General features: G+C 72.3%; 21 protein-coding genes. 9 read left to right on the forward strand and 12 right to left on the reverse strand.

All coding sequences use genetic code 11. The features are described 5' to 3' along the window. Positions 1 to 14: 14 nt before the first annotated feature. The 3 genes from D9V37_RS03825 to mce form a co-directional block, all read right to left on the reverse strand. The gene (locus tag D9V37_RS03825; protein WP_121804740.1) at positions 15 to 1,358 is read right to left on the reverse strand and encodes a coiled-coil domain-containing protein; all 1,344 of its coding nucleotides are present in this window, start codon (positions 1,356 to 1,358) and stop codon (positions 15 to 17) included. A gap of 158 nt (positions 1,359 to 1,516) precedes the next feature. After that, entirely contained in the window at positions 1,517 to 2,854 is a 1,338-nt protein-coding gene (gene ccrA / locus D9V37_RS03830; RefSeq protein ID WP_198412367.1) for a crotonyl-CoA carboxylase/reductase, read from the reverse strand. An 86-nt stretch (positions 2,855 to 2,940) separates the two neighbouring features. Continuing rightward, complete coding sequence (gene mce, locus D9V37_RS03835; RefSeq protein ID WP_121804742.1) at positions 2,941 to 3,408, reverse strand: methylmalonyl-CoA epimerase; 468 nt, start codon at positions 3,406 to 3,408, stop codon at positions 2,941 to 2,943. A 115-nt stretch (positions 3,409 to 3,523) separates the two neighbouring features. Between mce and D9V37_RS03840 the strand changes: the two genes are divergently transcribed. Next, complete coding sequence (locus D9V37_RS03840; RefSeq protein ID WP_121804743.1) at positions 3,524 to 4,705, forward strand: acetyl-CoA C-acetyltransferase; 1,182 nt, start codon at positions 3,524 to 3,526, stop codon at positions 4,703 to 4,705. Between the two features lie 2 nt (positions 4,706 to 4,707). Then, positions 4,708 to 5,679, forward strand: a complete 972-nt coding sequence (gene meaB / locus D9V37_RS03845; protein WP_269778359.1) for a methylmalonyl Co-A mutase-associated GTPase MeaB — start codon at positions 4,708 to 4,710, stop codon at positions 5,677 to 5,679. A gap of 115 nt (positions 5,680 to 5,794) precedes the next feature. Here meaB and D9V37_RS03850 read toward each other — a convergent pair whose 3' ends face one another. Then, the gene (locus D9V37_RS03850) at positions 5,795 to 6,247 is read right to left on the reverse strand and encodes a hypothetical protein (protein ID WP_121804744.1); all 453 of its coding nucleotides are present in this window, start codon (positions 6,245 to 6,247) and stop codon (positions 5,795 to 5,797) included. Continuing rightward, positions 6,244 to 7,098, reverse strand: coding sequence for an alpha/beta hydrolase (locus tag D9V37_RS03855; protein WP_198412341.1), 855 nt, complete (start codon positions 7,096 to 7,098; stop codon positions 6,244 to 6,246). The genes D9V37_RS03850 and D9V37_RS03855 overlap by 4 nt, the downstream gene beginning before the upstream one ends. A gap of 99 nt (positions 7,099 to 7,197) precedes the next feature. Here D9V37_RS03855 and D9V37_RS03860 point away from each other — a divergent pair, with 99 nt between their 5' ends. The 7 genes from D9V37_RS03860 (at position 7,198) to D9V37_RS03890 (ending at position 12,651) form a co-directional block, all read left to right on the forward strand. After that, positions 7,198 to 7,377, forward strand: coding sequence for a hypothetical protein (locus D9V37_RS03860; RefSeq protein ID WP_121804745.1), 180 nt, complete (start codon positions 7,198 to 7,200; stop codon positions 7,375 to 7,377). A 7-nt stretch (positions 7,378 to 7,384) separates the two neighbouring features. Then, a complete protein-coding gene (locus D9V37_RS03865) occupies positions 7,385 to 7,927 on the forward strand; it encodes a PH domain-containing protein (RefSeq protein WP_232524720.1) in 543 nt (180 codons plus the stop codon). After that, complete coding sequence (locus tag D9V37_RS03870; protein WP_121804746.1) at positions 7,927 to 8,772, forward strand: hypothetical protein; 846 nt, start codon at positions 7,927 to 7,929, stop codon at positions 8,770 to 8,772. The genes D9V37_RS03865 and D9V37_RS03870 overlap by 1 nt, the downstream gene beginning before the upstream one ends. Continuing rightward, positions 8,769 to 9,830 carry a carboxylate-amine ligase gene (locus D9V37_RS03875; RefSeq protein WP_121804747.1) on the forward strand — a complete coding sequence of 354 codons (1,062 nt, stop codon included), beginning with the start codon at positions 8,769 to 8,771 and terminating at the stop codon, positions 9,828 to 9,830. The genes D9V37_RS03870 and D9V37_RS03875 overlap by 4 nt, the downstream gene beginning before the upstream one ends. A 14-nt stretch (positions 9,831 to 9,844) precedes the next feature. Next, entirely contained in the window at positions 9,845 to 10,303 is a 459-nt protein-coding gene (locus D9V37_RS03880) for a DUF5709 domain-containing protein (protein WP_121804748.1), read from the forward strand. Continuing rightward, entirely contained in the window at positions 10,300 to 11,289 is a 990-nt protein-coding gene (locus tag D9V37_RS03885; RefSeq protein WP_121804749.1) for a co-chaperone YbbN, read from the forward strand. The genes D9V37_RS03880 and D9V37_RS03885 overlap by 4 nt, the downstream gene beginning before the upstream one ends. Positions 11,290 to 11,481: 192 nt before the next feature. Beyond that, positions 11,482 to 12,651, forward strand: coding sequence for a hypothetical protein (locus tag D9V37_RS03890; RefSeq protein WP_147455858.1), 1,170 nt, complete (start codon positions 11,482 to 11,484; stop codon positions 12,649 to 12,651). Here the strand turns inward: D9V37_RS03890 and D9V37_RS03895 are convergent. The 7 genes from D9V37_RS03895 to D9V37_RS03925 are packed head-to-tail and all read right to left on the reverse strand — an operon-like array spanning position 12,620 to position 21,927. Next, positions 12,620 to 13,177, reverse strand: coding sequence for a hypothetical protein (locus D9V37_RS03895; protein ID WP_121804751.1), 558 nt, complete (start codon positions 13,175 to 13,177; stop codon positions 12,620 to 12,622). The genes D9V37_RS03890 and D9V37_RS03895 overlap by 32 nt on opposite strands. After that, the gene (locus tag D9V37_RS03900; protein WP_121804752.1) at positions 13,158 to 13,883 is read right to left on the reverse strand and encodes an NUDIX domain-containing protein; all 726 of its coding nucleotides are present in this window, start codon (positions 13,881 to 13,883) and stop codon (positions 13,158 to 13,160) included. The genes D9V37_RS03895 and D9V37_RS03900 overlap by 20 nt, the downstream gene beginning before the upstream one ends. Further along, positions 13,880 to 14,557, reverse strand: a complete 678-nt coding sequence (locus tag D9V37_RS03905) for a dienelactone hydrolase family protein (RefSeq protein WP_198412342.1) — start codon at positions 14,555 to 14,557, stop codon at positions 13,880 to 13,882. The genes D9V37_RS03900 and D9V37_RS03905 overlap by 4 nt, the downstream gene beginning before the upstream one ends. Beyond that, the gene (gene glgB / locus D9V37_RS03910) at positions 14,554 to 16,728 is read right to left on the reverse strand and encodes a 1,4-alpha-glucan branching protein GlgB (protein ID WP_121804753.1); all 2,175 of its coding nucleotides are present in this window, start codon (positions 16,726 to 16,728) and stop codon (positions 14,554 to 14,556) included. The genes D9V37_RS03905 and glgB overlap by 4 nt, the downstream gene beginning before the upstream one ends. After that, complete coding sequence (locus D9V37_RS03915) at positions 16,725 to 18,104, reverse strand: maltokinase N-terminal cap-like domain-containing protein (protein ID WP_121804754.1); 1,380 nt, start codon at positions 18,102 to 18,104, stop codon at positions 16,725 to 16,727. Before D9V37_RS03915 ends, glgB begins: the two co-directional genes overlap by 4 nt. A gap of 59 nt (positions 18,105 to 18,163) precedes the next feature. Then, positions 18,164 to 19,933: a maltose alpha-D-glucosyltransferase gene (gene treS / locus D9V37_RS03920; RefSeq protein ID WP_121804755.1), complete on the reverse strand. Its 1,770-nt coding sequence runs from the start codon at positions 19,931 to 19,933 to the stop codon at positions 18,164 to 18,166. Further along, a complete protein-coding gene (locus D9V37_RS03925) occupies positions 19,930 to 21,927 on the reverse strand; it encodes an alpha-1,4-glucan--maltose-1-phosphate maltosyltransferase (protein WP_121804756.1) in 1,998 nt (665 codons plus the stop codon). Before D9V37_RS03925 ends, treS begins: the two co-directional genes overlap by 4 nt. Positions 21,928 to 21,944 lie beyond the last annotated feature (17 nt).

Consider the following 21,944-nt stretch of genomic DNA (forward strand, 5'->3'; position numbering starts at 1 on the left):
GCCGGCCAGTCGGCCTACTCCTCCTCGCCGCCGAAGCCGGCGACGACGTCGCGCAGGGCGCCGAGCTGGGCCGAGATGCCGTCGCGACGCTTGGTGAGCCGGTCGACCTCCTTCTGCAGGTCGGCCAGCTCGCGCTCCCGCTCGGCGCGGCCTCCGGCGCGCAGCTCCTCGGCCTCCGAGCGGGCGGCGGCGACGATCTGCTCGGCCTCGCGGCGGGCACGGGTCAGCTGAGCCTCGGCCTCCGAACGCGAGCCCTCGCGGTGCTTGTTCGCGGTCTCCAGCGCCTCCGAGGCCCGCTTCTCCGCGGCGCTCGCGCGCTCCTCGGCCTCCTTGACCAGGCGGTCGGTCTCCTCGGTGGCGCCGCGGTGGTGCTCGACGGCCTCGCGGGTCAGCCGCTCCTTCTCCACCGCGAGTGCGCGGCGGGCCTCCTGCACCTCGCGGTCGACGGCGGCCTTGGCCTGCTCGGCCTCCCGGGCCGCCGTGGTGCGCTGCGACTCGACCTCCTGCTTGGCGCCCAGCCGCATCTGGTTGGCCTCGCGCCGTGCCGCGGCCTGCAGGTCGGCGGCCTCGGCCTTCGCGTGCTCGCGGGCCTGCTCCACCTCGGCCATCGTGCGCTCGCGGGTCTTCTCCAGGTCGGCGAGCTGGACCATGCGCATGTCCTCGGCGTCGCGCTCGGCCTTCGCCTTGGCCGCGGCCGCCTCGCGGGCGCCCTGCTCGCGCAGCTGCGCGGCCTGGGCGCTGGCCTGGGACAGCACCTCGTCGGCCTGCTCCTCGGCCAGCCGCAGCAGCTCGCTGGCCCGGCCGCCGAGGCCGGCGTAGGAGGGGCTCGCGTTCTCCTCGGCCCGCTTGCGGGTCTCGGCCAGCTCGGCGGAGAGCGACTCCAGTCGCTGGCGCGCATCGGCCAGGGCGGCCGCGGACTGGGCGCGCTCGGCGTCGACCTCGCGCAGCCGCCGGTCGACGGCGTCCTTGTCGTAGCCGTTGCGGCGCACCGTGGGAAGCGCCGACGCCGGTGCGGAGGCGGCGGCCGCCGGGGTGCTCGGGGCGGCGGGGGAGCCGCCGGTGCGCGAGGAGGCGGTGCGCTGGGCCGGTGCCGCCGGCGGGATGACCCGCGCCGGCGCCGTCGGTGCGGCCGGCTGGCTCTCGGGCTTCACCGGCGCGATCTCGGCGGTGGACTCGGCCTTCGGCTCGGCGTTCGACGCCGGCGCCGGCTCGGCCTTCGGTGAGGCCTCCCGCTTGGCCGCGGCCGCCTCGTCGGGCTTGACGGCGGTGATGACCTGCGTCGGCTCGTCGGCCACGTCGAGGTCGTCGCCGCCCTCGGGCTCGTCATCGAAGATGGACAGTCCGCGACGTTCAGCCATGTGCGGTGCGCCTCCCGGGGTCGATGCTGGCGATGGCCGCCAGTCTGGCCGATGCCGACCCCGGGACCAAACCCCCTGATCAGACAAACAGCGTCCGGACAAGCAACGCTCAGACGGACCCGAGCACCCGGCGGCGACCCCCGGAGCCGCGGCGGCGCCTAGACCCCGCGGAAGCGGTTGATCGCGTCGACGTGCTGGCTGCGCAGCTCGGCGTCGCGCACCCCGAGGCCCTCCTCGGGGGCCAGGCACAGCACACCGACCTTGCCCTGGTGGGCGTTCTGGTGGACGTCCAGCGCGGCCTGGCCGGTGTCCTCGAGGGCGTACGTGCGCGAGAGCGTGGGGTGGATCTTGCCCTTGGCGATGAGCCGGTTGGCCTCCCAGGACTCGCGGTAGTTGGCGAAGTGCGAGGAGATGATCCGCTTCAGGTTCATCCACAGGTACCGGTTGTCGTACTCGTGCATGTAGCCGCTGGTGGAGGCGCAGGTGGTGATCGTGCCGCCCTTGCGGGTCACGAAGACGCTGGCGCCGAAGGTCTCGCGGCCCGGGTGCTCGAAGACGATGTCGATGTCCTCACCGCCGGTGAGCTCGCGGATCCGCGCGCCGAAGCGCTTCCACTCCTTGGGGTCCTGGGTCCGCTCGTCCTTCCAGAAGCGGTACCCCTCCTCGTTGCGGTTGATGATGAGCTCGGCGCCCATCGAGCGGCAGATCTCGGCCTTGTCGTCGCTGGAGACGACGCACACCGGCGTCGCGCCGCCGTTGAGGGCGTACTGCGTGGCGAAACCGCCGAGGCCACCGGAGGCGCCCCAGATCAAGACGTTGTCGCCCTGCTTCATGTCGCCGCCGTTCTTGCTGACCAGCTGGCGGTAGGCGGTGCAGTTGACCAGCCCGGGGGAGGCCGCCTCCTCCCACGTCAGGTGGGCGGGCTTGGGCATGAGCTGGTTGGCCTTGACCAGCGCCAGGTGCGCCAGTCCGCCGAAGTTGGTCTCGAAGCCCCAGATCCGCTGCTCGGGGTCGAGCATCGTGTCGTTGTGGCCGTCTGGGCCCTCCAGCTCCACCGACAGGCAGTGCGCGACCACCTCGGCGCCGGGCTGCCACAGGTGCACGCCGGGTCCGGTCCGCAGCACCACGCCGGCCAGGTCGGAGCCGACGACGTGATAGGGCAGGTCGTGCCGCTTGGCCAGCGGGGAGAGCCGGCCGTAGCGCTCGAGGAAGCCGAAGGTGGAGACCGGCTCGAAGATCGAGGTCCACACGGTGTTGTAGTTGATGGCGCTGGCCATCACCGCCACCAGCGCCTCGCCGGGGCCGAGCTCGGGCACGGCCACGTCGTCGAGGTGCAGCGACTTGCGAGGGTCCTTGTCCTTGCTGTCGATGCCCTCGAACATGACGGCGTCGTCCTTGTGCACCGTCACGGCGCGGTAGGACTCCGGGACGTCGAGGTGGCCGAACTCCTCCGGCGCGGTGTCGCCGGCGAGGATGGCGTCGAGGATCTGCTGCACGGTGGCCTCCATCGGGTCGTGCTCCCTGGGTGGACCGGAGACTACCCACGGTGTCACTCGCTGTGACACCACGTGTGCGGCTTGTCTCACCCGGCGGTGGGCTGCACCAGCTCGACCAGCACTCCACCGGCGTCCTTGGGGTGCACGAAGTTGACCCGGCTGCCGGCGGTGCCGCGGCGCGGCTGGTCGTAGAGCAGGCGCAGCCCGCGCTCGCGCAGCACCTGCGCGGTGTGCTCGACGTCGACCACGCGGTAGGCGATCTGCTGCAGTCCCGGGCCGGAGCGGTCGAGGAACTTCGCGATCGTCGAGTCCGGCGTTAGCGGCGCGAGCAGCTGGATGCGCTGCTCGGTACCGGCCACCGCGACCATCGCCTCCTCGACGCCCTGCTCCTCGTTGGTCTCGCGGTGCACCGTCTCCATACCGAAGGCGGAGGCGTAGAAGGCGATGGCGGCGTCGAGGTCGGGCACCGCGACGCCGACGTGGTCGATGCAGACGAAGAGGTCCTCGCCGGACGGCTGGGCCGGGTCCTGGGACGGATCTGGGGGCAGGCTCATCCGGCGATGGTGACCGAGCCCGGCGGCCGGCGTCAGGGGAGTGTGACCAGTCCGACAGGCTGGTGTCGTCCATCACGGCTAACCTCGGCTGCATCCCGACCGCAGGAGGTTCGTCGTGACCAGTTCCGTGATCGTCGCCGGTGCCCGCACCCCGATCGGCCGTCTCCTGGGGGGCCTGAAGTCGCTCTCGGCCGCCGACCTGGGCGGTGTCGCCATCAAGGCGGCGCTGGAGAAGGCCGGCGTCACCCCCGAGCAGGTCGACTACTTGATCATGGGCCAGGTGATCCAGGCCGGGGCGGGCCAGAACCCGGCCCGCACGGCCGGCATCGCCGCCGGGCTGCCGATGAGCCTGCCCTCGATCACCATCAACAAGGTCTGCCTCTCGGGCATCAACGCGATCGCCACCGCCGACCAGCTGATCCGGGCGGGTGAGCACGAGATCGTGGTGGCCGGCGGCATGGAGTCGATGACCAACGCCCCGCACCTGCTGCCCAAGTCGCGTGAGGGCTTCAAGTACGGCGACACCACGCTGGTGGACTCGATGGCCTACGACGCCCTGTACGACCAGGCCACCTCGCAGGCGATGGGCGCGCTCACCGAGCAGGCCAACCCCTCGACGCTCACCCGCGAGGAGCAGGACGAGTTCTCGGCCCGCTCCCACCAGCGGGCGGCGCAGGCGTGGAAGAACGGCCTCTTCGACGACGAGGTCGTCCCGGTCTCCATCCCGCAGCGCAAGGGCGACGCCCTGGTCGTCGACACCGATGAGGGCGTGCGGGGCGACACCAGCGCCGAGTCGCTCTCGCGGCTGCGGCCGGCCTTCAGCAAGGACGGCACCATCACCGCCGGCTCGTCCTCGCAGATCTCCGACGGCGCGTGCGCGGTGGTGGTGATGAGCAAGGCCAAGGCCGAGGAGCTGGGCCTGACCTGGCTGGCCGAGATCGGCGCCCACGGCATGGTGGCCGGCCCCGACTCGACCCTGCAGCAGCAGCCCGCCAACGCCACGCAGAAGGCGCTCGACAAGGAGGGCCTCAGCGTCGCCGATCTCGACCTGGTCGAGTTCAACGAGGCGTTCGCCGCCGTCGGCATCGAGTCCGCCCGCGAGCTGGGGCTCTCCGAGGACAAGGTCAACGTCAACGGCGGCGCCATCGCGCTGGGCCACCCGGTCGGCATGTCCGGCGCGCGGATCGTGCTGCACCTGGCCCTGGAGCTCAAGCGCCGCGGTGGCGGTGTCGGCGCCGCCGCCCTGTGCGGCGGTGGCGGTCAGGGCGACGCCCTGATCATCCGCGTCCCTGCCTAGGGGTGGCGGGCGGTCGGCGCTCGCGCGGGGACGTCCCCGCGTTGGTGGCGCAGGCGCGCGAGGGTGAGGCCCGTGCGGTGGCGCGGCTGATCTCGATGGTCGAGGACGCCTCGCCGGCCCTGCGCGAGGTGATGGCCGGCCTGGCGCCGTACGCCGGGCAGGCGCACGTGATCGGGCTGACCGGCGCTCCCGGCGTCGGCAAGTCCACCTCGACCAGCGCCCTGGTCTCGCTCATGCGTGCACGGGACCGGCGCGTCGGCGTGCTCGCCGTGGACCCCTCCTCACCCTTCTCGGGCGGGGCGCTGCTGGGCGACCGGGTGCGGATGGAGGAGCACGCGCTCGACCCCGAGGTGTTCATCCGCTCGATGGCCACGCGGGGCCACCTCGGCGGGCTGTCGTGGGCCACGCCCCAGGCGCTGCGGGTGCTCGACGCCGCCGGCTGTGACGTCGTGCTGGTCGAGACCGTCGGCGTCGGCCAGAGCGAGGTCGAGGTGGCCGCGATGGCCGACACCACGCTGGTGCTGCTCGCGCCCGGCATGGGCGACGGCATCCAGGCCGCCAAGGCGGGCATCCTCGAGATCGGCGACGTCTACGTCATCAACAAGGCCGACCGCGAGGGCGCCGACCAGCTGCGCCGCGAGCTGCGCTCGATGCTCGCGCTCGGCACGGGCGCCGACGAGGGTTGGACGCCGCCCATCGTGCGGACCGTCGCCAGCCGGGGCGAGGGCCTCGACGACCTCGCGCAGGCGATCGAGGACCACCGGACCTGGCTCGGCGACCACGACCAGCTGCGGGTCCGCCGGCTGCGCCGGGCCCGCGAGGAGATCGAGGCGATCGCGCTGACCTCCCTGCGCGAGCGCTGGCGCGACGTCCACGACCACACCGACCTCGACGAGCTCGCCGGCGCCGTGGTGGCCGGGGAGACCGACCCCTACACTGCCGCCGACCGGCTGCTGGCGGCTGTCGGCGGCTGAGCGCGGGCGGGGCCCGGTTTCACCGGCCGGCGGGTGAAACCGGGTCACGAACCACCGCGAACCGGGCGCGAAACCACCGGTTTCAGGCGCCCGTCGCGATGAATGTCCGGTTCGCTCAGTCCTCGCGGGCGGCGTACCAGGTCCGGACCGCGGGGACGGCGAGCAGGAGCAGGGTGGTCAGGGCGCCAAGCGGTACCGGGACATCGACCACGGTGCGCAGCTCGTAGCCGGCCAGGGCGAAGGCCAACAGCGAGGAGACGGCCAGCGCGACGGCGGCCCACCGTCGGCGGGCGAAGGCGGCCGCGGCGAACCAGAGGGCGAGCGCGCACCACACGGCGTAGCCCGCGGCGAGGCCCCAGCGCCACCAGTGACCGTGGGGGAGGAGGCCGGTCGGGTCGGCGTGGCGCCAGCCCTGTGCCGTGGGGTGCAGGGCGAACCGCACCGCGAGGACGAGCACGGCCAGGCTCCATACCGCGGCGATCGCGGTGGCCAGCACGAGCACCTCGGGCCGGCGGTGCGGGTCGTCCGCGGCCGCGACCGGCCACGAGGGGGCGGGCGGCTCGCTCATGTCCGGATCGCGGCTGCCACCTCGGCGGCCGCGCCGGGGTCGAACAGGATCGTGTAGTGGTTGACGTCGGGCACGGTGCGGACCCTGACGTGGGGAGCGTCCTCCAGCGCGTGCAGAGCGTCGGCCGGCAGCAGGCCCGGAGCCGCGCCGAACATCCCCAGCGGTGCCGCCAGGATCGTGACCGGGCGCGGGGTGGCGCGCAGCTCGGGCTCGAAGGAGGCGCCGTCGACCAACAGGTCGCGGCCGTCGGCGCGCACCGAGCCCTCGACCGCTCGTGACCGCACGCCGTCCTCGACTCCGAGGGCGTCGTAGCGCACGTAGGCCTCGACGGTGTCGTTCCAGTGGTCGGCGAGCGCGGGGTGGGCGCGGAAGAAGTCGACGTACTCGGTCACCGACGCGTAGGTCCGCGAGAGCCGCTCGATGGCCGGTCCCAGGGTGCCGGCCATGATCGCGTCGGGATCGGCGCCGGCAGGCAGCGGCAGCGCCACGCCGCCGTCGACCAGCACGACGCGCGAGAAGAGGTCGGGCCGGGCGTGTGCGGCATGCACGGCGACGTAGGCGCCCATCGAGTGGCCGGTCAGCACGACCGGGCCGGGCAGCTGCTCGGCCACCCGGACCAGGTCGGCGGCGTGATCGCGCAGGCCGGTCGAGTCCGGCAGGTCCCGCGAGCGGCCACGGCCACGCAGGTCGACCGCCACCAGCGACCAGTCCTCGGGCAGGGCCGCCGCCACCGCCGGCCACGCCATCGCGCTGGCCGTGATGCCGTGGGCGGCGAGCACCACCTGCGGGCCCCCGCCGAACCGCAGCGCGTGCAGCGTGCCGCCGTCGACGTCGTAGCTCGTCTCCTCCACGACGCCCGAGTCAACACCCGCGCGCCTCCCGGGCAAAGGACCGCCCCGCAGCTATAAAGATGACTGACGTGTGTCCAGCCCGACAGGAGGGCCCTTCCCATGGATGCCGCACTGAAGAAGGGTGCACTCCTTCTCGTCATCGTCTTCGTCGGCTACTACATGTTCACCAACCCCGCGGGCGCGGCGGCGACGTCGAAGAACATCGCCGACCACGTGTGGACCGGGCTGGTGAACCTGTTCAGCGCGCTGATCTCGTTCCTCAACGCGGTCTTCGCCTGAGCCTCACGTGCTGAGCTGGTTCGTCAGGCGCTTCGCGACGCCGCAGATCTCCGAGCGGCTGCTGCGTCACCTCGACGAGACCCTCGTGCGCGACGTCCGCCACCACTGGGTGGTCTTCGTTCGGCCGGCGCTCGTCGGTGCGCTGGGACTGATGTTCGTGGTGCTCGGCTTCTTCGTGGTGATGAAGGCCGGCTGGTTCTGCTTCGGCGTCGGGGGCGTGCTCCTGCTGTGGGCGGGGTGGAAGGCGCTCGGCGAGCACATGGACCGCTTCGTGCTCACCAACATGCGGGTCTTCCGCGTCAGCGGGGTGTTCTCCCAGACCGCGGCGACCATGCCGCTCAACCGGGTCCTCGACATCACCGTGCGCAAGACGCTGGCCGGCCGGGTGCTCGGCTACGGCCACTTCGTCTTCGAGTCGGCCGCGCAGGACCAGGGGCTCAAGGAGATCTCCTACGTGCCGCACCCCGACCGCCTCGACCTGCTCATCCAGGAGCAGGTGCAGCGGGCCGGGCTGCGCGGCAAGGCGACCGCCGAGCCCTCGAACGGCTGATGGGGCTGCCGCTCGACCTGCTCACGCGGTGGGGGTGGCGAGCCGTCGGACGACGCGTCGACCTGACCGGCCGTGACGCCTGGCTGACCGGGCCGACCAGCGTCGGCCCGACGGTGCGCGACGCCTGGCTCGACGCGTACGCCGCGCAGCTGAGCGGGACGGTGCACGAGCAGGTGCCCGGCGCCGGCCTGGTGCCGGACCTGGCGGTGCTCGACGGTCCCGGGTTCGCCGCGGCCGCGCTGCACCGCTCGGTGCGCGACTTCTACGAGCACACCGAGCGGTGGCGGATGGAGGTGTGGGCGGCGTGGTCGCCGCTGTTCTGGCCCGGTGGCGAGCTGATCAGCCGGCTCTTCGGCCGGCGGGTCGACCAGCTGGCGCTGCCGATGCGACCGCTCGACGTCGCCCGCGGCATGGACAGCCGGGTCGCGGTCATCACCGACGCCCACGACGTCCAGGTGGCCGCCGGCTGGCTGCGGACGCTGCGCTCGACCGGTGAGTACGTCTACAGCGGCTGCTACTCCCACCGCACGCTGCCCGGTGCCGAGCGACCCAGCGTGCACGTCGCGTTCCCGCTCGAGAGCGGCAACGTGCAGGTGTTCCTGCGTCCGGAGAACGGCGCCGGCGGGTCGCTGTGGCTGCACTCCTCCGGCGGCCGGTTCGGCGGCGACGGCGCCTACGTGGTGGTGCTGCACGGCGACCGTCCGTACGCTGCGACGGCGCCGCTGCGCGAGACCTTCCACGTGTTCGTCGACGACGACGGCGTCCTGCGCACCGACCACACGCTGCGCATCCGGTCGGCCACGGCGCTAAGGCTGCACTACAAGCTGGAGAGGCGCACCCCATGAGCCCACGCACGCTCGGCGTCGAGGAGGAGCTGCTGCTGGTCGACCCCGACTCGCTGCGGCCGGTCGCGCGGGCGGGCGCGGCCGTGGCGGCGAACCGGCGCGAGGAGGAGGTCGGCCACGAGCTCTTCGGCCACCAGCTGGAGACGTCCACCGAGCCGGCGGTCGAGCCCGACGACGTGCTGGCGCAGCTGCGGGCGGGCCGCCGCGCGGTGCAGGAGGCCGCGAGAGCGGCCGGTGCTGTCGCCCTGCCGCTGGCCACCAGCCCGCTCGCGCCCGAGGTGGAGGAGTTCACCCCGCACGATCGCTACCTGCGCTTCGAGGGAGCCTTCGGCGAGGTCGCCCGCGAGGCCCACGTGTGCGCGATGCACGTGCACGTCGGCATCGAGAGCCGTGAGGAGGGGCTGCGGGTGCTGGACGGCATCCGGCCGTGGCTGCCGCTGCTGGTGGCGATGAGCGCGAACTCGCCCTACTGGCGCGGCCACGACACCGGCTTCGCCAGCTGGCGCACGGTGGTCTGGGGACGCTGGGCCACCACCGGCTCCCGCGAGCCGTTCGGCGACGCCGCCACCTACGACGAGGTCGCGAGGTCGATGGTCGAGTGGGGCGCCGCGCTGGACCCGGGCATGCTCTACTTCGACGCCCGTCTCTCGGCGCACGCCCCGACGGTTGAGGTGCGGGTGGCCGATGTGTGCCTCGAGGCCGAGGACGCCCTGCTGGTCGCGGTGCTGGTGCGTGGCCTGGTCTCGACCTACGCCGGCCGCGACGCCGAGCCCTGGCGCGCGGACCTGCTGCGGGCCGCGACCTGGCGCGCCGCCCGGGTGGGCCTCGGCGACGAGCTCGTGCACCCCCTGGCCCGTCGGCTGGCTCCGCCGCGCGAGGTGCTCGCCGCTCTGCTCGAGGTGTGTGGCGAGCACGTGGACGCCGACCTGGTCGAGTCGCTCGTGGAGCCGGTGCTGGCCCGCGGCACGGGAGCGGTGCAGCAGCGCCGGGTGCACGAGCGGGAGGGCGACGTCGCGTCCGTGGTTCGCGACCTGGTCGATCGCATCGCCGATCCGTGACTACGGTTGGGACCATGAGCGAGAACGAGCCGGAGAACGACTCCTACGAGGGGTACAGCGTCGACCCCGAGGACCAGCCGCAGGGCGGCGGTGGGCTCGAGGGCGACAGCACCACGGGCGACCGGGGTCTTCAGGACCCGCTCGATGAGGGGTACTCGCCGCCGGAGAAGTGGTCCGCGGCCGAGGGCTGGGGCAACACGCCGCTGGAGGAGGAGCTCGGCGAGACCCTCGAGATGCGGCTGAAGCAGGAGGAGCCCGAGCCCGACCCCTACGAGGAGGCCGCGCGCGAGGACGACCCGGACGCCGAGGACCTCGACGACGGTGAGGTCGGCGACCGCCGCTCCGGTCGGCTGGTGGCGCCCGACGAGGGCCTGGGCGAGGACGTCGACTCCGAGCTGCTCGGCGAGGACGTCGGCATCGACGGCGCCGGCGCCAGCGCCGAGGAGGCCGCCGTGCACGAGGTGGAGGAGTGAGCACGCCGCAGCGCCCCCGCAACCAGCAGGCGGCCTTCACGCGGCCCGGCGCGGTCGACCTCTCCGCGCTCAAGCAGCCCGCGGCGCCGGGTCCCGGCGCTGGCGCCGACGCCGCCGGGGGAGGCGCCCCGGGTGGTGGGGTCGTCGGCGCGTACACCGTGCAGGTCGACGAGCAGAACTTCCAGCAGCTGCTGGAGCAGTCGATGACGGCGCCCGTGCTGCTCTCCTTCTACAGCCCGACCCGCGCGCCGGCCAGCGTCGGCCTGGCCGACGACTTGCAGAGCCTCGCCGACGAGTTCGAGGGCAAGTTCCTGCTGGGCCGGGTCGACATCGACGCGGTGCCGCAGATCGCCCAGGCCGCAGCGCAGGCGATGCAGGCCCAGGCGCTGCCGCTGGTCGCCCTGGTCGCGCAGGGGCGCCCGATGCCGCTGTTCGAGGACGCGCCGCCGCTGGAGGAGCTGCGTACCGGGCTCACCCAGGTCTTCCAGCAGCTGGCCACCCAGGGCTTCACCGGACGGCACCAGCCGCGCAGCGCGGCGCCGGCCGGCGAGAGCGACTCCGACGAGCCGCCGCTCGACCCCCGCTACGCCCCCGCGCAGAACGCGCTCGAGGCCAACGACCTCGACGGTGCGGTGGCGGAGTACCAGAAGCTGGTCGACGCCAACCCCGCCGACGCCGAGGCGGCCGGCGGCCTGGCCATGGCCAAGGTGCTCCAGCGCACCCAGGGCGTCAACCTCCAGACCGCCCGGGAGTCCGCCGCGTCGGCGCCGGACGACGTCGACGCGCAGACACTGGTGGCCGACCTCGACATGCTCGGCGGCCACGTGGAGGACGCCTTCAACCGCCTTATCGAGGTCATTCGCCGCACCGCCGACGCCGACCGCGACCGGGCCCGCAACCACCTCATCGGCCTGTTCGCCGCCGTCGGCAACGACGACCCGCGCGTGCTCGCCGCCCGGCGGGGGCTGGCCAGCGCGCTGTTCTGAGGCGGCCGGACGCGGGTGGGACGGTTTCCCCGCCTAGGCGGAGAAACCGTTCCCCGGATCGGGACGAACCCGGGCGCCGAAGGGCGGTTTCCTCCACTCGCGTGTCCGATGTGGGGATTTCTGACACAACCCGAACCTGATGAACGGCCCGTCAGCCCGCCGGAAATGCGCGGTTCAGGAATACTGCCGCGGGTGAAGCCCTCGGTACACGCCCGTGTCCTCGCTCTCGCTGTGCTCGGCGCCGTGCTCGCCGTCCCGGCCGCGGCCGCGGTGGCACAGGGCCCGACGACGTCCAGCAGCACCGGCAGCACGGGCAGCACCGGCAGCACGGGAGCCGCCACCGCCGCGAGTGCCGCCCTGACCCGGACGAGCGCCACCCAGACCACCACCCAGACCACCACGCAGGCCGCGGCCAAGCAGAAGCCGCTGTGCCGCAAGCTCTACTACAGCCGCGTGATGGGTCCGAAGCCGACCTACTCGCGGGGCCTCAAGCACTACCCCGCCCGGCAGTTCACCTGCCGGGCCTACTGGCTGGCCGGCGCCGACAACAACTTCGTGCCGCAGGCCGTCGCCGTGGACGGCTCGACGGCCTGGGTCTCGGGCTACACCTACCCGGCCGACGTCAACCACAACCGCTGCCGGATCCAGCGCATCGACCTGCGCACCGGGCAGACCCTGCTCGACACGAGCCCCGACCCGGCCAACCCGGTGAACATCGGCGGCCGGCGCGCCGACGGCCGCTACGAGGTGTGCCGCCACGGCGGCGGTCTGGCTCTGGACGCCCAGGGGCTGTGGATCAGCGAGTCGGGGCGGCTGTGGCTGCTCAACACCGCCACGCTGGCCACCGACCCGGCCAACGCGGCCACGCGCTACTGGGACACCCCGACCGTGCCGGTGAAGGCGTCGGTGCTGGTCGCGGCCAACGGCAACATCGGCATGGCCTACTACACGACGTCGGCGAAGAACTCGGTGCTCAGCTGGTTCGGCGAGGCGCGGATCCTGACGCCGGGCTACCAGACCCTCACCGCGACCCCGGTGAACCCCGTGACGGACACGGCGCCCTACCGCCAGCAGCGGGTGCCCACGAAGACCCAGGGGCTGGGCTGGTTCAAGGGCCACGGCGGTCTGGTCACCACGCGCTCCGTGGGGGCTTGCAGCCGCATCGTCGTCAAGGGACGCCAGTTCGGGGCGATCCCCGGCCTGGAGGCGATCCAGCTCTCGCCCAACGGGCTGAAGACCTACCTGATGTCGGAGAACACCGCCCGGCCCTTCACCGGCGCCGGTGAGCACCTGGTGCCGTTCCTGAGCCAGGTGAAGACCTCGGAGCTGTTCAAGCTCCGCGGCGCCGGCAGCTGCGGCTGAGCCGTCCGGCCCAGAGCGTCGCGGCGCCGACCAGGATCGCGCCGACCACACCCAGCAGCACGCCGGTCCAGTTCGCCGTGACGTCTGCGAGGAAGAACGACACCCGTCCCAACGGCGGCACCAGCCACTGCACGCCCTCGGCCAGCGGCGGCACGACGACGGCGACCAGCAGCGGGAACCATCGGTGCAGCCGCCGTGCCCACAGCGCGCCCAGCAGCCCCATCGGCACGGCGATCACCGCGTTCAGACCGGTCTGGTCGGAGGCCGAGAGCAGCTGGTGCAGGTCGGGGACGTCAGGGGTCAGCGACAGCGTGCGCCCGCTCGCCCCTCCCGGGTTGGGGGTCACCGTCACGGCCAGGAACCCGGCCGTGGCCACCCAGAACAGGTACGCCAGGAGGCTGCGCCGCACCAGGGGGACCAGGACGATCGCGCTGACCAGGGTCGCTGGCACCGCCCACGGCGTGGCGCTCAGGAACGCCTCGATCATGGCCTGATCGCCGGCCTCGTCACGGGTGGGTCGGTCCACCGGACTCGACGTAGGCCGGGCCCGCCCCGTCGACGTTGGCCAGCGCGGAGGCGACCCGGCGGGCCGTGAAGTCCGCGCACCGCTCGCGCACCTCGTCGGGGGTGCAGAAGGCGACGTCGCGGATCTCGCGCTCCTGGCGTACTACGTCGGCCAGGATGCCCGGGTCCAGGACGCCGCCGTCGAAGACCAGGCACAGCGCGTCGTCCCAGCCGCTCCACGGCGGCAGCCAGTCGGTCAGCAGGAGAGGTCCGGCCGGCAGGGTGAGGGCGAGCTCCTCGGTCACCTCGCGCTCGACCGCGAGCTGCGGTGACTCGCCCACCTCGACGACCCCGCCGGGCAGGTCCCAGTCCTGCTTGTAGGTCAGCCGGCAGAGCATCACCCGCGCGTGCTCGTCGCGCACCAGCAGCTGCGCGATGGCCCGCTTGCGCGGCAGGAAGGAGTTCAGCAGCGCTCGGAACCCCTCGGGCTGGTCGGCGGGGACGTCGGCGGCCAGCCGCGCGTAGACGATGCGGTCGGCCCCCTGCTCGACGCCGCGGAGCACGCCCTCCTTGCGCAGCCCGCTGAAGGTGGCGGCGCGCTGCGCGGCCAGGTCGGCCGGGTCGACGTAGGCCTCGACGCGCGAGGCCCCGGCCGCCAGGGCCTCGGCGACGTCGCTGCGGACGGACTCGACCGGGCGGTCGGTGGAGACACGGACGGTGCCGCTCATGCGCGCAGGTGCTCGCCGAGGAAGGCGTCGATGCGAACCCAGGCGTCGGCCGCCGACGTGGGCTCGGGGCCCACGTGCATGAGGGCGCCGGCGATCGGCGCCGCCCAGGCGGGGGCGTTGGGGTGCTCGTTGAGGAAGGAGTGCCCGGCGGCCGGGTACTCCTTGACATCGTGCGCGACGTCGGCCTCCCGCAGCGCGGCGGCCAGCTTCCGAGCGGCACCCGGAAGCGTGCGGTCGCGGCCGCCGTAGGAGCCGACCACCGGGCACGATCCGCCGACGGCGCTGCCCAGTCGGCGGGGGAGCGCGCCGTAGTTGACCGCCGCAGCATCCCAGTCCGGCAGCGTCATCAGCGCGAAGCCGCCGCCCAGGCAGAACCCGACGACACCAACCCGCCCGGTGCAGCCGTCCTGCGCGCGCAGCCACTCGCGTGCGGTGGCGATGTCGGCGTACTCGGGTCCGGAGCCGGTGGCCACGGCCTTCAGCGCCCGCGCCGTGCACAGCCGCCGCCGCTCGGCGAACAGGTCGACGGCGAACGCGAGATAGCCCATGGCGGCGAGGCGGTCGGTGTGGATCCGGATCTCCTCGTCGAGCCCGAAGATCTCGTGGATCACCACGACGCCGGGCCACGGGCCCTCACCGGCGGGGGTGGCGAGGTAGCCCGCCGGCCGGTTCACCGCGCGAACCAGACGGCGCCCAGCGGCGGCACCGAGATCGTGGCCGAGGCCGGCTGGTCGTGCCAGGGGTCCTCGGTGGCGGTGATCCGGCCCAGGTTGCCGACGCCGGAGCCGGTGTAGACCTCGGCGTCGGTGTTGATCACCTCGCGCCACTCACCGGCGGCCGGAAAGCCGAGGCGGTAGTCGTGGTGGGGCACGGACGAGAAGTTGGTGACGCACACCAGCTCGCTGCCGTCGGCCCCCGTGCGCAGGAAGGAGAAGGTGCTGCGGTCGGAGTCGTTGGCGTCGAGCCAGGTGAAGCCGGCCGGGTCGTTGTCACGGCTCCACAGGGCGGGGGAGACCGCATAGGCGCGGTTCAGGTCGCGGACGAGCGACTGCACGCCGCGGTGCTCGGGGTGGTCGAGCAGCCACCAGTCCAGCTCGCGGGCCTCGGCCCACTCCGCCTCCTGGCCGAACTCCGAACCCATGAACAGCAGTTGCTTGCCCGGGTGGCTCCACATGAAGGCCAGGTACGCACGCAGGTTGGCCAGCTGCTGCCACCGGTCTCCGGGCATCTTGCGCAGCAGCGAGCCCTTGCCGTGCACGACCTCGTCGTGGCTGATCGGCAGCACGTAGTTCTCCGAGTAGGCGTAGACCAGCGAGAAGGTCATCTGCCCGTGGTGCCAGGAGCGGTGCACCGGCTCGTGCTCGACGTAGCCGAGGCTGTCGTGCATCCAGCCCATGTTCCACTTGAAGCCGAAGCCCAGGCCGTCGGCGTCGGTGGGCTTGGTGACGCCGGGCCACGACGTCGACTCCTCGGCGACGGTGATGGCGCCCGGCACCCGCCGGTAGACGGTGGCGTTCATCTCCTGCAGGAACTGCACGGCCTCGAGGTTCTCGCGGCCGCCGTGCACGTTGGGCGTCCACTGGCCCGGCTCGCGGGAGTAGTCCAGGTAGAGCATCGAGGCGACGGCGTCGACGCGGATGCCGTCGGCGTGGAACTCCTCGAGCCAGTACAGCGCGTTGGCGACCAGGAAGTTGCGCACCTCGCGACGCCCGAAGTTGAAGACGTAGGTGCCCCAGTCGGGGTGCTCGCCGCGCGAGGGGTTGGGGTCCTCGTACAGCGGGGTGCCGTCGAAGCGCGCGAGCGCGAAGGCGTCCTTGGGGAAGTGCGCCGGCACCCAGTCCAAGATGACGCCGATGCCGTGCTGGTGCAGCGTGTCGACCAGCCGCCGGAAGCCGTCGGGGTCGCCGAAGCGCGAGGTGGGCGCGTAGTAGGAGGTCACCTGGTAGCCCCACGAGCCGCCGAAGGGGTGCTCCATCACCGGCAGGAACTCCACGTGGGTGAAGCCGAGGTCCTGGCAGTAGGCCGCCAGCTCCTCGCCCAGCTCGACGTAGTCCTTGTCGCGCCGCCACGAGCCCAGGTGCACCTCGTAGACCGAGAACGGCTTGTCGACCGCCGAGCCCTGGCTGCGGGTGGTCATCCAGGTCTCGTCGTCCCAGACGTGCTTGGACTCGAACACCACCGACGACGTCGCCGGCGGCACCTCGGTGTGGAAGGCCATCGGGTCGGCCTTGTCGCGCCACTCGCCGTCGGCGCCGAGCACCGAGAACTTGTACTGCGCGCCCGAGGCCACCCCGGGCAGGAACAGCTCCCAGACCCCGGAGACGCCGAGCTGGCGCATCGGGTGCTCGCGCCCGTCCCAGCTGTTGAAGTCGCCCTTGAGGCGCACGCCGCGCGCCGAGGGCGCCCACACCGAGAACGACGTGCCCGTCACCGGTTCGCCGCCCAGACCGTCGTAGTGGCGCACGTGCGCGCCGAGCACGTCCCACAGCCGCTCGTGACGACCCTCGTTGATCAGGTGGAGGTCGGTCTCGCCAAGCGTCGGCAGGTAGCGGTAGGGGTCGTCGAGCACGAGCGGCTCACTGCCGGGGTAGGTCACCTCGATGCGGTAGTCGGGCACCCCGCCGTCGCTCGTGATGGCACCGAGCCGGCCCTCCCAGACGCCGCCCTCGACGTGCTCGAGCCGTGTGCGCCCGCCGTCGTGGCTGATCTCGACGGTCTCGGCCAGCGGCTTGAGCACGCGGACGACGACCTGCTCGGACCCCGGGGAGCCCTCCACGTGGGGGCCGAGGAGGTCGTGGGGCGCGCCGTGCTCGCCGGCGGCCAGCTGCTCGAGCTGGGTGGTCATCGTGCGGCTCCTTCGGCCAGGCGGGTGAGCGCCCCCAGCGGGATGCTCACCCAGGTCGGTCGGTTGCGGGTCTCGTAGCCGACCTCGTAGACGGCCTTGTCGGCCTCGTAGGCCGCCACCAGTGTCTGCTCGGCCGGGCTCATCTCACGCCCCTGCAGGTAGCCCGTGAGGAAGGCCTGGCGGTTGCGGCGGGTCCACTCCTGCGCGCGGAAGGACAGCTGGTCGGCCGCCCCCTGCTGACCGCTGGCGGACTCGAACGCGAAGTCGCGCTCGACGGCGCGCGCGGCGTAGTCGAGCGAGCGCAGCATGCCGGCGACGTCGCGCCACGGGTTGTCGGGCAGCACGCGATCGGCGAGCGTCTTGGCGGGCTCGCCCTCGAAGTCCACCAGCTTCCAGTTGTGCACCACGCGCAGCGTCTGGCCCAGGTGCAGGTCGCCGTGGATGCGCTGGGCGGAGTCGTCCTCGCCCAGCGCGGCCAGGGCGTCGTAGACACCGCGCAGGGCGTCGGCGTGCTCGGCCAGCGCCGGGGCGACCTCGATCTGGGCCGTGAGGCGATCGCCCATCGCGGCCGCGACCTCGCGGCCCGACCAGGACGCGCTGCCGAAGTGCTCGCGCAGCACCTGGTGCACCTCGGCCACCGCGGCGCCGAGCCGCTCGGCCTCGCCCGCGAAGTCGCCGCCCACCTCGTCGGCGTGCAGGTCGGCCTCGGCGAACAGGTTGCGCACGCTGCTCAGCGCCAGGTCCCACCCGTCGCTGGCGGTGCGCAGGAACTGCTGGATCATCGCCAGGTCGAGCCTGCCGTCGGTGGTCGAGCCCTCGACCCAGCCGTAGAGCGCGGCGACGTTGGGGTTCTCGGCGCGGGTCAGCGCGGCGTGGATCTCGATGTCGGGGTTGCGGCCCGGGGTGACCTTGCGGAACACCTTGAGCAGGCTGTCGTCGCCGAAGGCCACCGAGGAGTTGCTCTGCTCGCCGCTGAACAGCGTCGAGTGGGCCTCGGTGTCGAGCTCGTGGCCGGCCAGCCGGTGGAAGGTCAGCCCGCCGAGCTCGACGCTGGCGTTGGCCGGGGTGTCGTCGAAGGTCTCCAGGTAGACCGCCATCGCCTCGCGGTCGTGGACGGCGTCGTAGGTGTGGGCCACCGCGGGGTCGACCCCGGGCGCGGCGCCCAGGTAGGCGTGCTGGATGCGCTCCTGCGGCTCGGGGTAGTGCGAGAGCGGCATCTGGTACAGCTCGACCCCGCCGTCGGCGTAGCGCACCGTCAGCACATCGATCGTCACCACGGGCGGACCCACCATCGTCGCGACGCGCTGGACGTCGACCACGTCGTAGTCGCGGCCCTTGCCCCCGAACCACCGCGCGTCGGCGAGGTAGCGGGTCATCTGGGGATGCTCGGACCCTGGTGTCGGGGAGGGTGTCGGGGAGGGGTTCGCTGGAGCGTTCACCGCGGCTCGTCACCGTCCTGGCGGATCTCGGGGTCGGGTAGCCGGATCCAGTAGAAGCCGTACCCGCCCAGCGTCATCAGGTACGGCAGCTCGCCGATCTGCGGGAACCGCACGCCGCCGAGGAGCTCCACCGGCACGACGCCCTCCCAGCGGCGCAGGTCCAGCTCGACGGGCTGGGCGAACCGGGAGAGGTTGTTGACGCACAGGATCGAGTCCGTGGTGCCGTCGGGCGCGGTGTACTCGCGGACGTAGGAGAGCACCGAGGCGTTCGAGCCGCCGAGGTCGTTGAACTCACCGAGCCCGAACGCCGGGTGGCGCTTGCGGGCCAGGATCATCCGGCGGGTCCAGTGCAGCAGCGAGCTGGGGTTGTCCAGCTCGGTCTCGACGTTGACCCGCTGGTAGCCGTAGACGGGGTCCTGGATGGGCGGCAGGTGCAGCCGGCCGGGGGTGGCGCGGGAGAACCCGGCATTGCGGTCGGGGGTCCACTGCATCGGGGTGCGGACGCCGTCGCGGTCGCCCAGCCAGATGTTGTCGCCCATGCCGATCTCGTCGCCGTAGTAGAGCACGGGCGAGCCCGGCAGCGAGAGCAGCAGGGCGGTGAAGAGCTCCATCTGGTTGGCGTCGTTGTCCAACAGCGGCGCCAGCCGTCGGCGGATGCCGATGTTGGCCTTCATCCGCGGGTCCTTGGCGTACTCCGACCACATGTAGTCGCGGTCCTCGTCGGTGACCATCTCCAAGGTCAGCTCGTCGTGGTTGCGCAAGAAGATGCCCCACTGGCAGCCCGACGGGATCGGCGGCGTCTGCTCGAGGATCTCCGAGATCGGGTAGCGCGACTCGCGCCGCACCGACATGAAGATGCGCGGCATCACCGGGAAGTGGAAGCACATGTGGCACTCGTCGCCGCCGGAGGCGAAGTCGCCGAAGTAGTCCACGACGTCGGCCGGCCACTGGTTGGCCTCGGCCAGCACCACCCGGCCGGGGTAGTTCTCGTCGATGTGGCGGCGGACCTTCTTCAAGAAGGCGTGGGTCTCGGGCAGGTTCTCCCCGTTGGTGCCCTCGCGCACGTAGAGGTACGGCACGGCGTCGAGGCGGAAGCCGTCCAGGCCCATGTCGAGCCAGAAGTCCAGCGCCTCGAGCATCGCCTCGTGGACGGCCGGCTCCTCGAAGTTCAGGTCCGGCTGGTGGCTGAAGAACCGGTGCCAGAAGTACTGCTGGCGCACCGGGTCCCAGGTCCAGTTCGACGGCTCGGTGTCGACGAAGATGATGCGCGCGTCCTCGTACTTCTCGTCGGTGTCGGACCACACGTAGAAGTTGCCGTAGGGCCCGTCGGGGTCCTCGCGGCTGGCCTGGAACCACGGATGCGCGTCGGAGGTGTGGTTCATGACGAAGTCGATGATCACGCGGATGCCGCGCTCGTGGGCGGCGTCGAGGAAGGCCTGGAAGTCCTCGACCGTACCGATCTCGGGCAGCACGCCGGTGTAGTCGGCCACGTCGTAGCCGCCGTCGCGCAGCGGCGAGGGGAAGAACGGCGGCAGCCACAGGCAGTCGACACCGAGCCAGGACAGGTAGTCCAGCTTCTCGGTGAGGCCCTTGAAGTCGCCGATGCCGTCGCCGTTCTCGTCGGCGAACGAGCGCACCAGCACCTCGTAGAAGACCGCTGTCTTGAACCAGTCGGGCTGCGGGGGAGCGGTCTGCAGATCGGTCTGCTCGCCGGTGCTGCGCTCGATGAGGGCCTCGGCGCGCTCCTCCGGGGTGGCCTCGCTCATGCACCCGCTCCTTCTCGCCGCCGGACCACGAGAACGTGGGCGGGCTCCCAGAACGGGTCGAGGCGTACGTAGTTGTGGGCGCCCCACTGCCAGACCTCGCCGCTGATCTCGTCGTGCACGGCGAAGGTCTCCTGCCAGTCCAGGCCGAGGGCGGGCAGGTCGAGGTGCACGGTGGTCTCCCGGGTGCCGTGGGGGTCGAGGTTGACCACCACGATGACGGTGTCGCTGTCGGGGTCGCCCACCACGGCCTGCTTGGTGTAGGCGACGACCGAGTCGTCGTCGGTGGCCTGCACGCGCAGGTTGCGCAGCTGCTGCAGCGCGGGGTGCTCGCGGCGGACGCGGTTGAGATTCGCGAGGTAGGGCGCCAAGGTGCGCCCCTCGGCCTCGGCGGCCTCCCAGTCGCGCGTGCGGACCTGGTACTTCTCCGAGTCCAGGTACTCCTCGCTGCCCGGGCGCACGGCGACGTGCTCGTAGAGCTCGTAGCCGGCGTAGACGCCCCAGCTGGGCGAGCCGGTGGCGGCCAGCACCGCGCGGATCTTGAACGCCGGCGGCCCGCCGTACTGCAGGTACGCGTGGAGGATGTCGGGGGTGTTGACGAAGAAGTTCGGCCGCATGTAGGCGGGCGAGTCCTGCGAGACCTCGGTGAAGTACTCCTCGATGTCGCGCTTGGAGGTGCGCCAGGTGAAGTAGGTGTAGCTCTGCTGGTAGCCGATCTTGCCCAGCGTGGCCATCATCGGCGGCTTGGTGAACGCCTCGGCCAGGAAGAGGACGTCGGGATCGGTGCGCCGGATCTCACCGAGGAGCTTCTCCCAGAACGGCACCGTCTTGGTGTGGGGGTTGTCGACGCGGAAGATGCGCACGCCGTGGGCCATCCAGTGGCGCAGGATCCGCAGCGACTCGGCGTAGATGCCCTCGAGATCGTTGTCGAAGTTGATCGGGTAGATGTCCTGGTACTTCTTCGGCGGGTTCTCGGCGTAGGCGATCGTGCCGTCGACGCGGGTGGTGAAGAACTCCGGGTGCTCGGTGACCCACGGGTGGTCCGGTGCGGCCTGCAGCGCGAAGTCCAGCGCCACCTCCAGGCCGTGGTCGGCCGCGGTCTGCACGAAGTGATCGAAGTCCTCCAGCGTGCCCAGATCGGGGTGCACGGCGTCGTGGCCGCCGTCCTTCGACCCGATCGCCCAGGGCGAGCCGACGTCGTCCCAGTCGGGGGTGAGGGTGTTGTTGCGGCCCTTGCGGTTGACCTCGCCGATCGGGTGGATCGGCGGGAGGTAGACGACGTCGAAGCCCATGCGGGCGACCGCCTCCAGCCGCTCGGCGGCGGACAGGAACGTGCCGCTGAGCACGCGGCCGGTCGCCTCGTCCAGGCGTGCGCCCTCCGAGCGGGGGAAGAACTCGTACCAGGAGCCGAACAGGGCGCGCCGCCGGTCGACGAACACCGGGTAGGGACCCTCGGCGTCGAGCAGGTCGCGCAGCGGGTGGGCGTGCAGCACGGCTGCGAGCGCGGGGTCCAAGGCGATCTGCAGCCGGGCCTCGACGGGTCGCTCGGTGTCGGCGATGCCCTTCGCGGCCGCCTTGACCAGCTGCTTCTCGGTGGGGTCGAGGCCCTTGCGCTTGGCCACGCGGTCGAGCAGCAGCCTGCCCTCGGTGAACATCAGCTCCACGTCGACGCCGGCCGGCACCTTCAGCTCCGTGTGGTGCAGCCAGGTGCCGAGCACGTCGCTCCACGACTGCACCTCGAAGGTCCAGGCGCCCTCGCGGTCGGCGGTGACCCAGGCGGCGTAGCGGTCGACCTGCTCGCCCTCGCGGCTCATCCGCACCGGGTCGCTCCGCTTGCCGTCGGGGTCGATGAGGACGACGTCGCAGCCAAGCTCGTCGTGTCCCTCGCGGAACACCACGGCGGAGACCTCGAAGGGCTCGCCAACGGCGGCCTTGGCGGGGTACCGCCCGTGGTCGACCACGGGCGACACGTCCTGCACGGGGATCCGCGTGACCATGCACTCAACCCTTCCTG

The organism is Nocardioides mangrovicus (assembly GCF_003674065.1).
Lineage (GTDB): Bacteria > Actinomycetota > Actinomycetes > Propionibacteriales > Nocardioidaceae > Marmoricola > Marmoricola mangrovicus.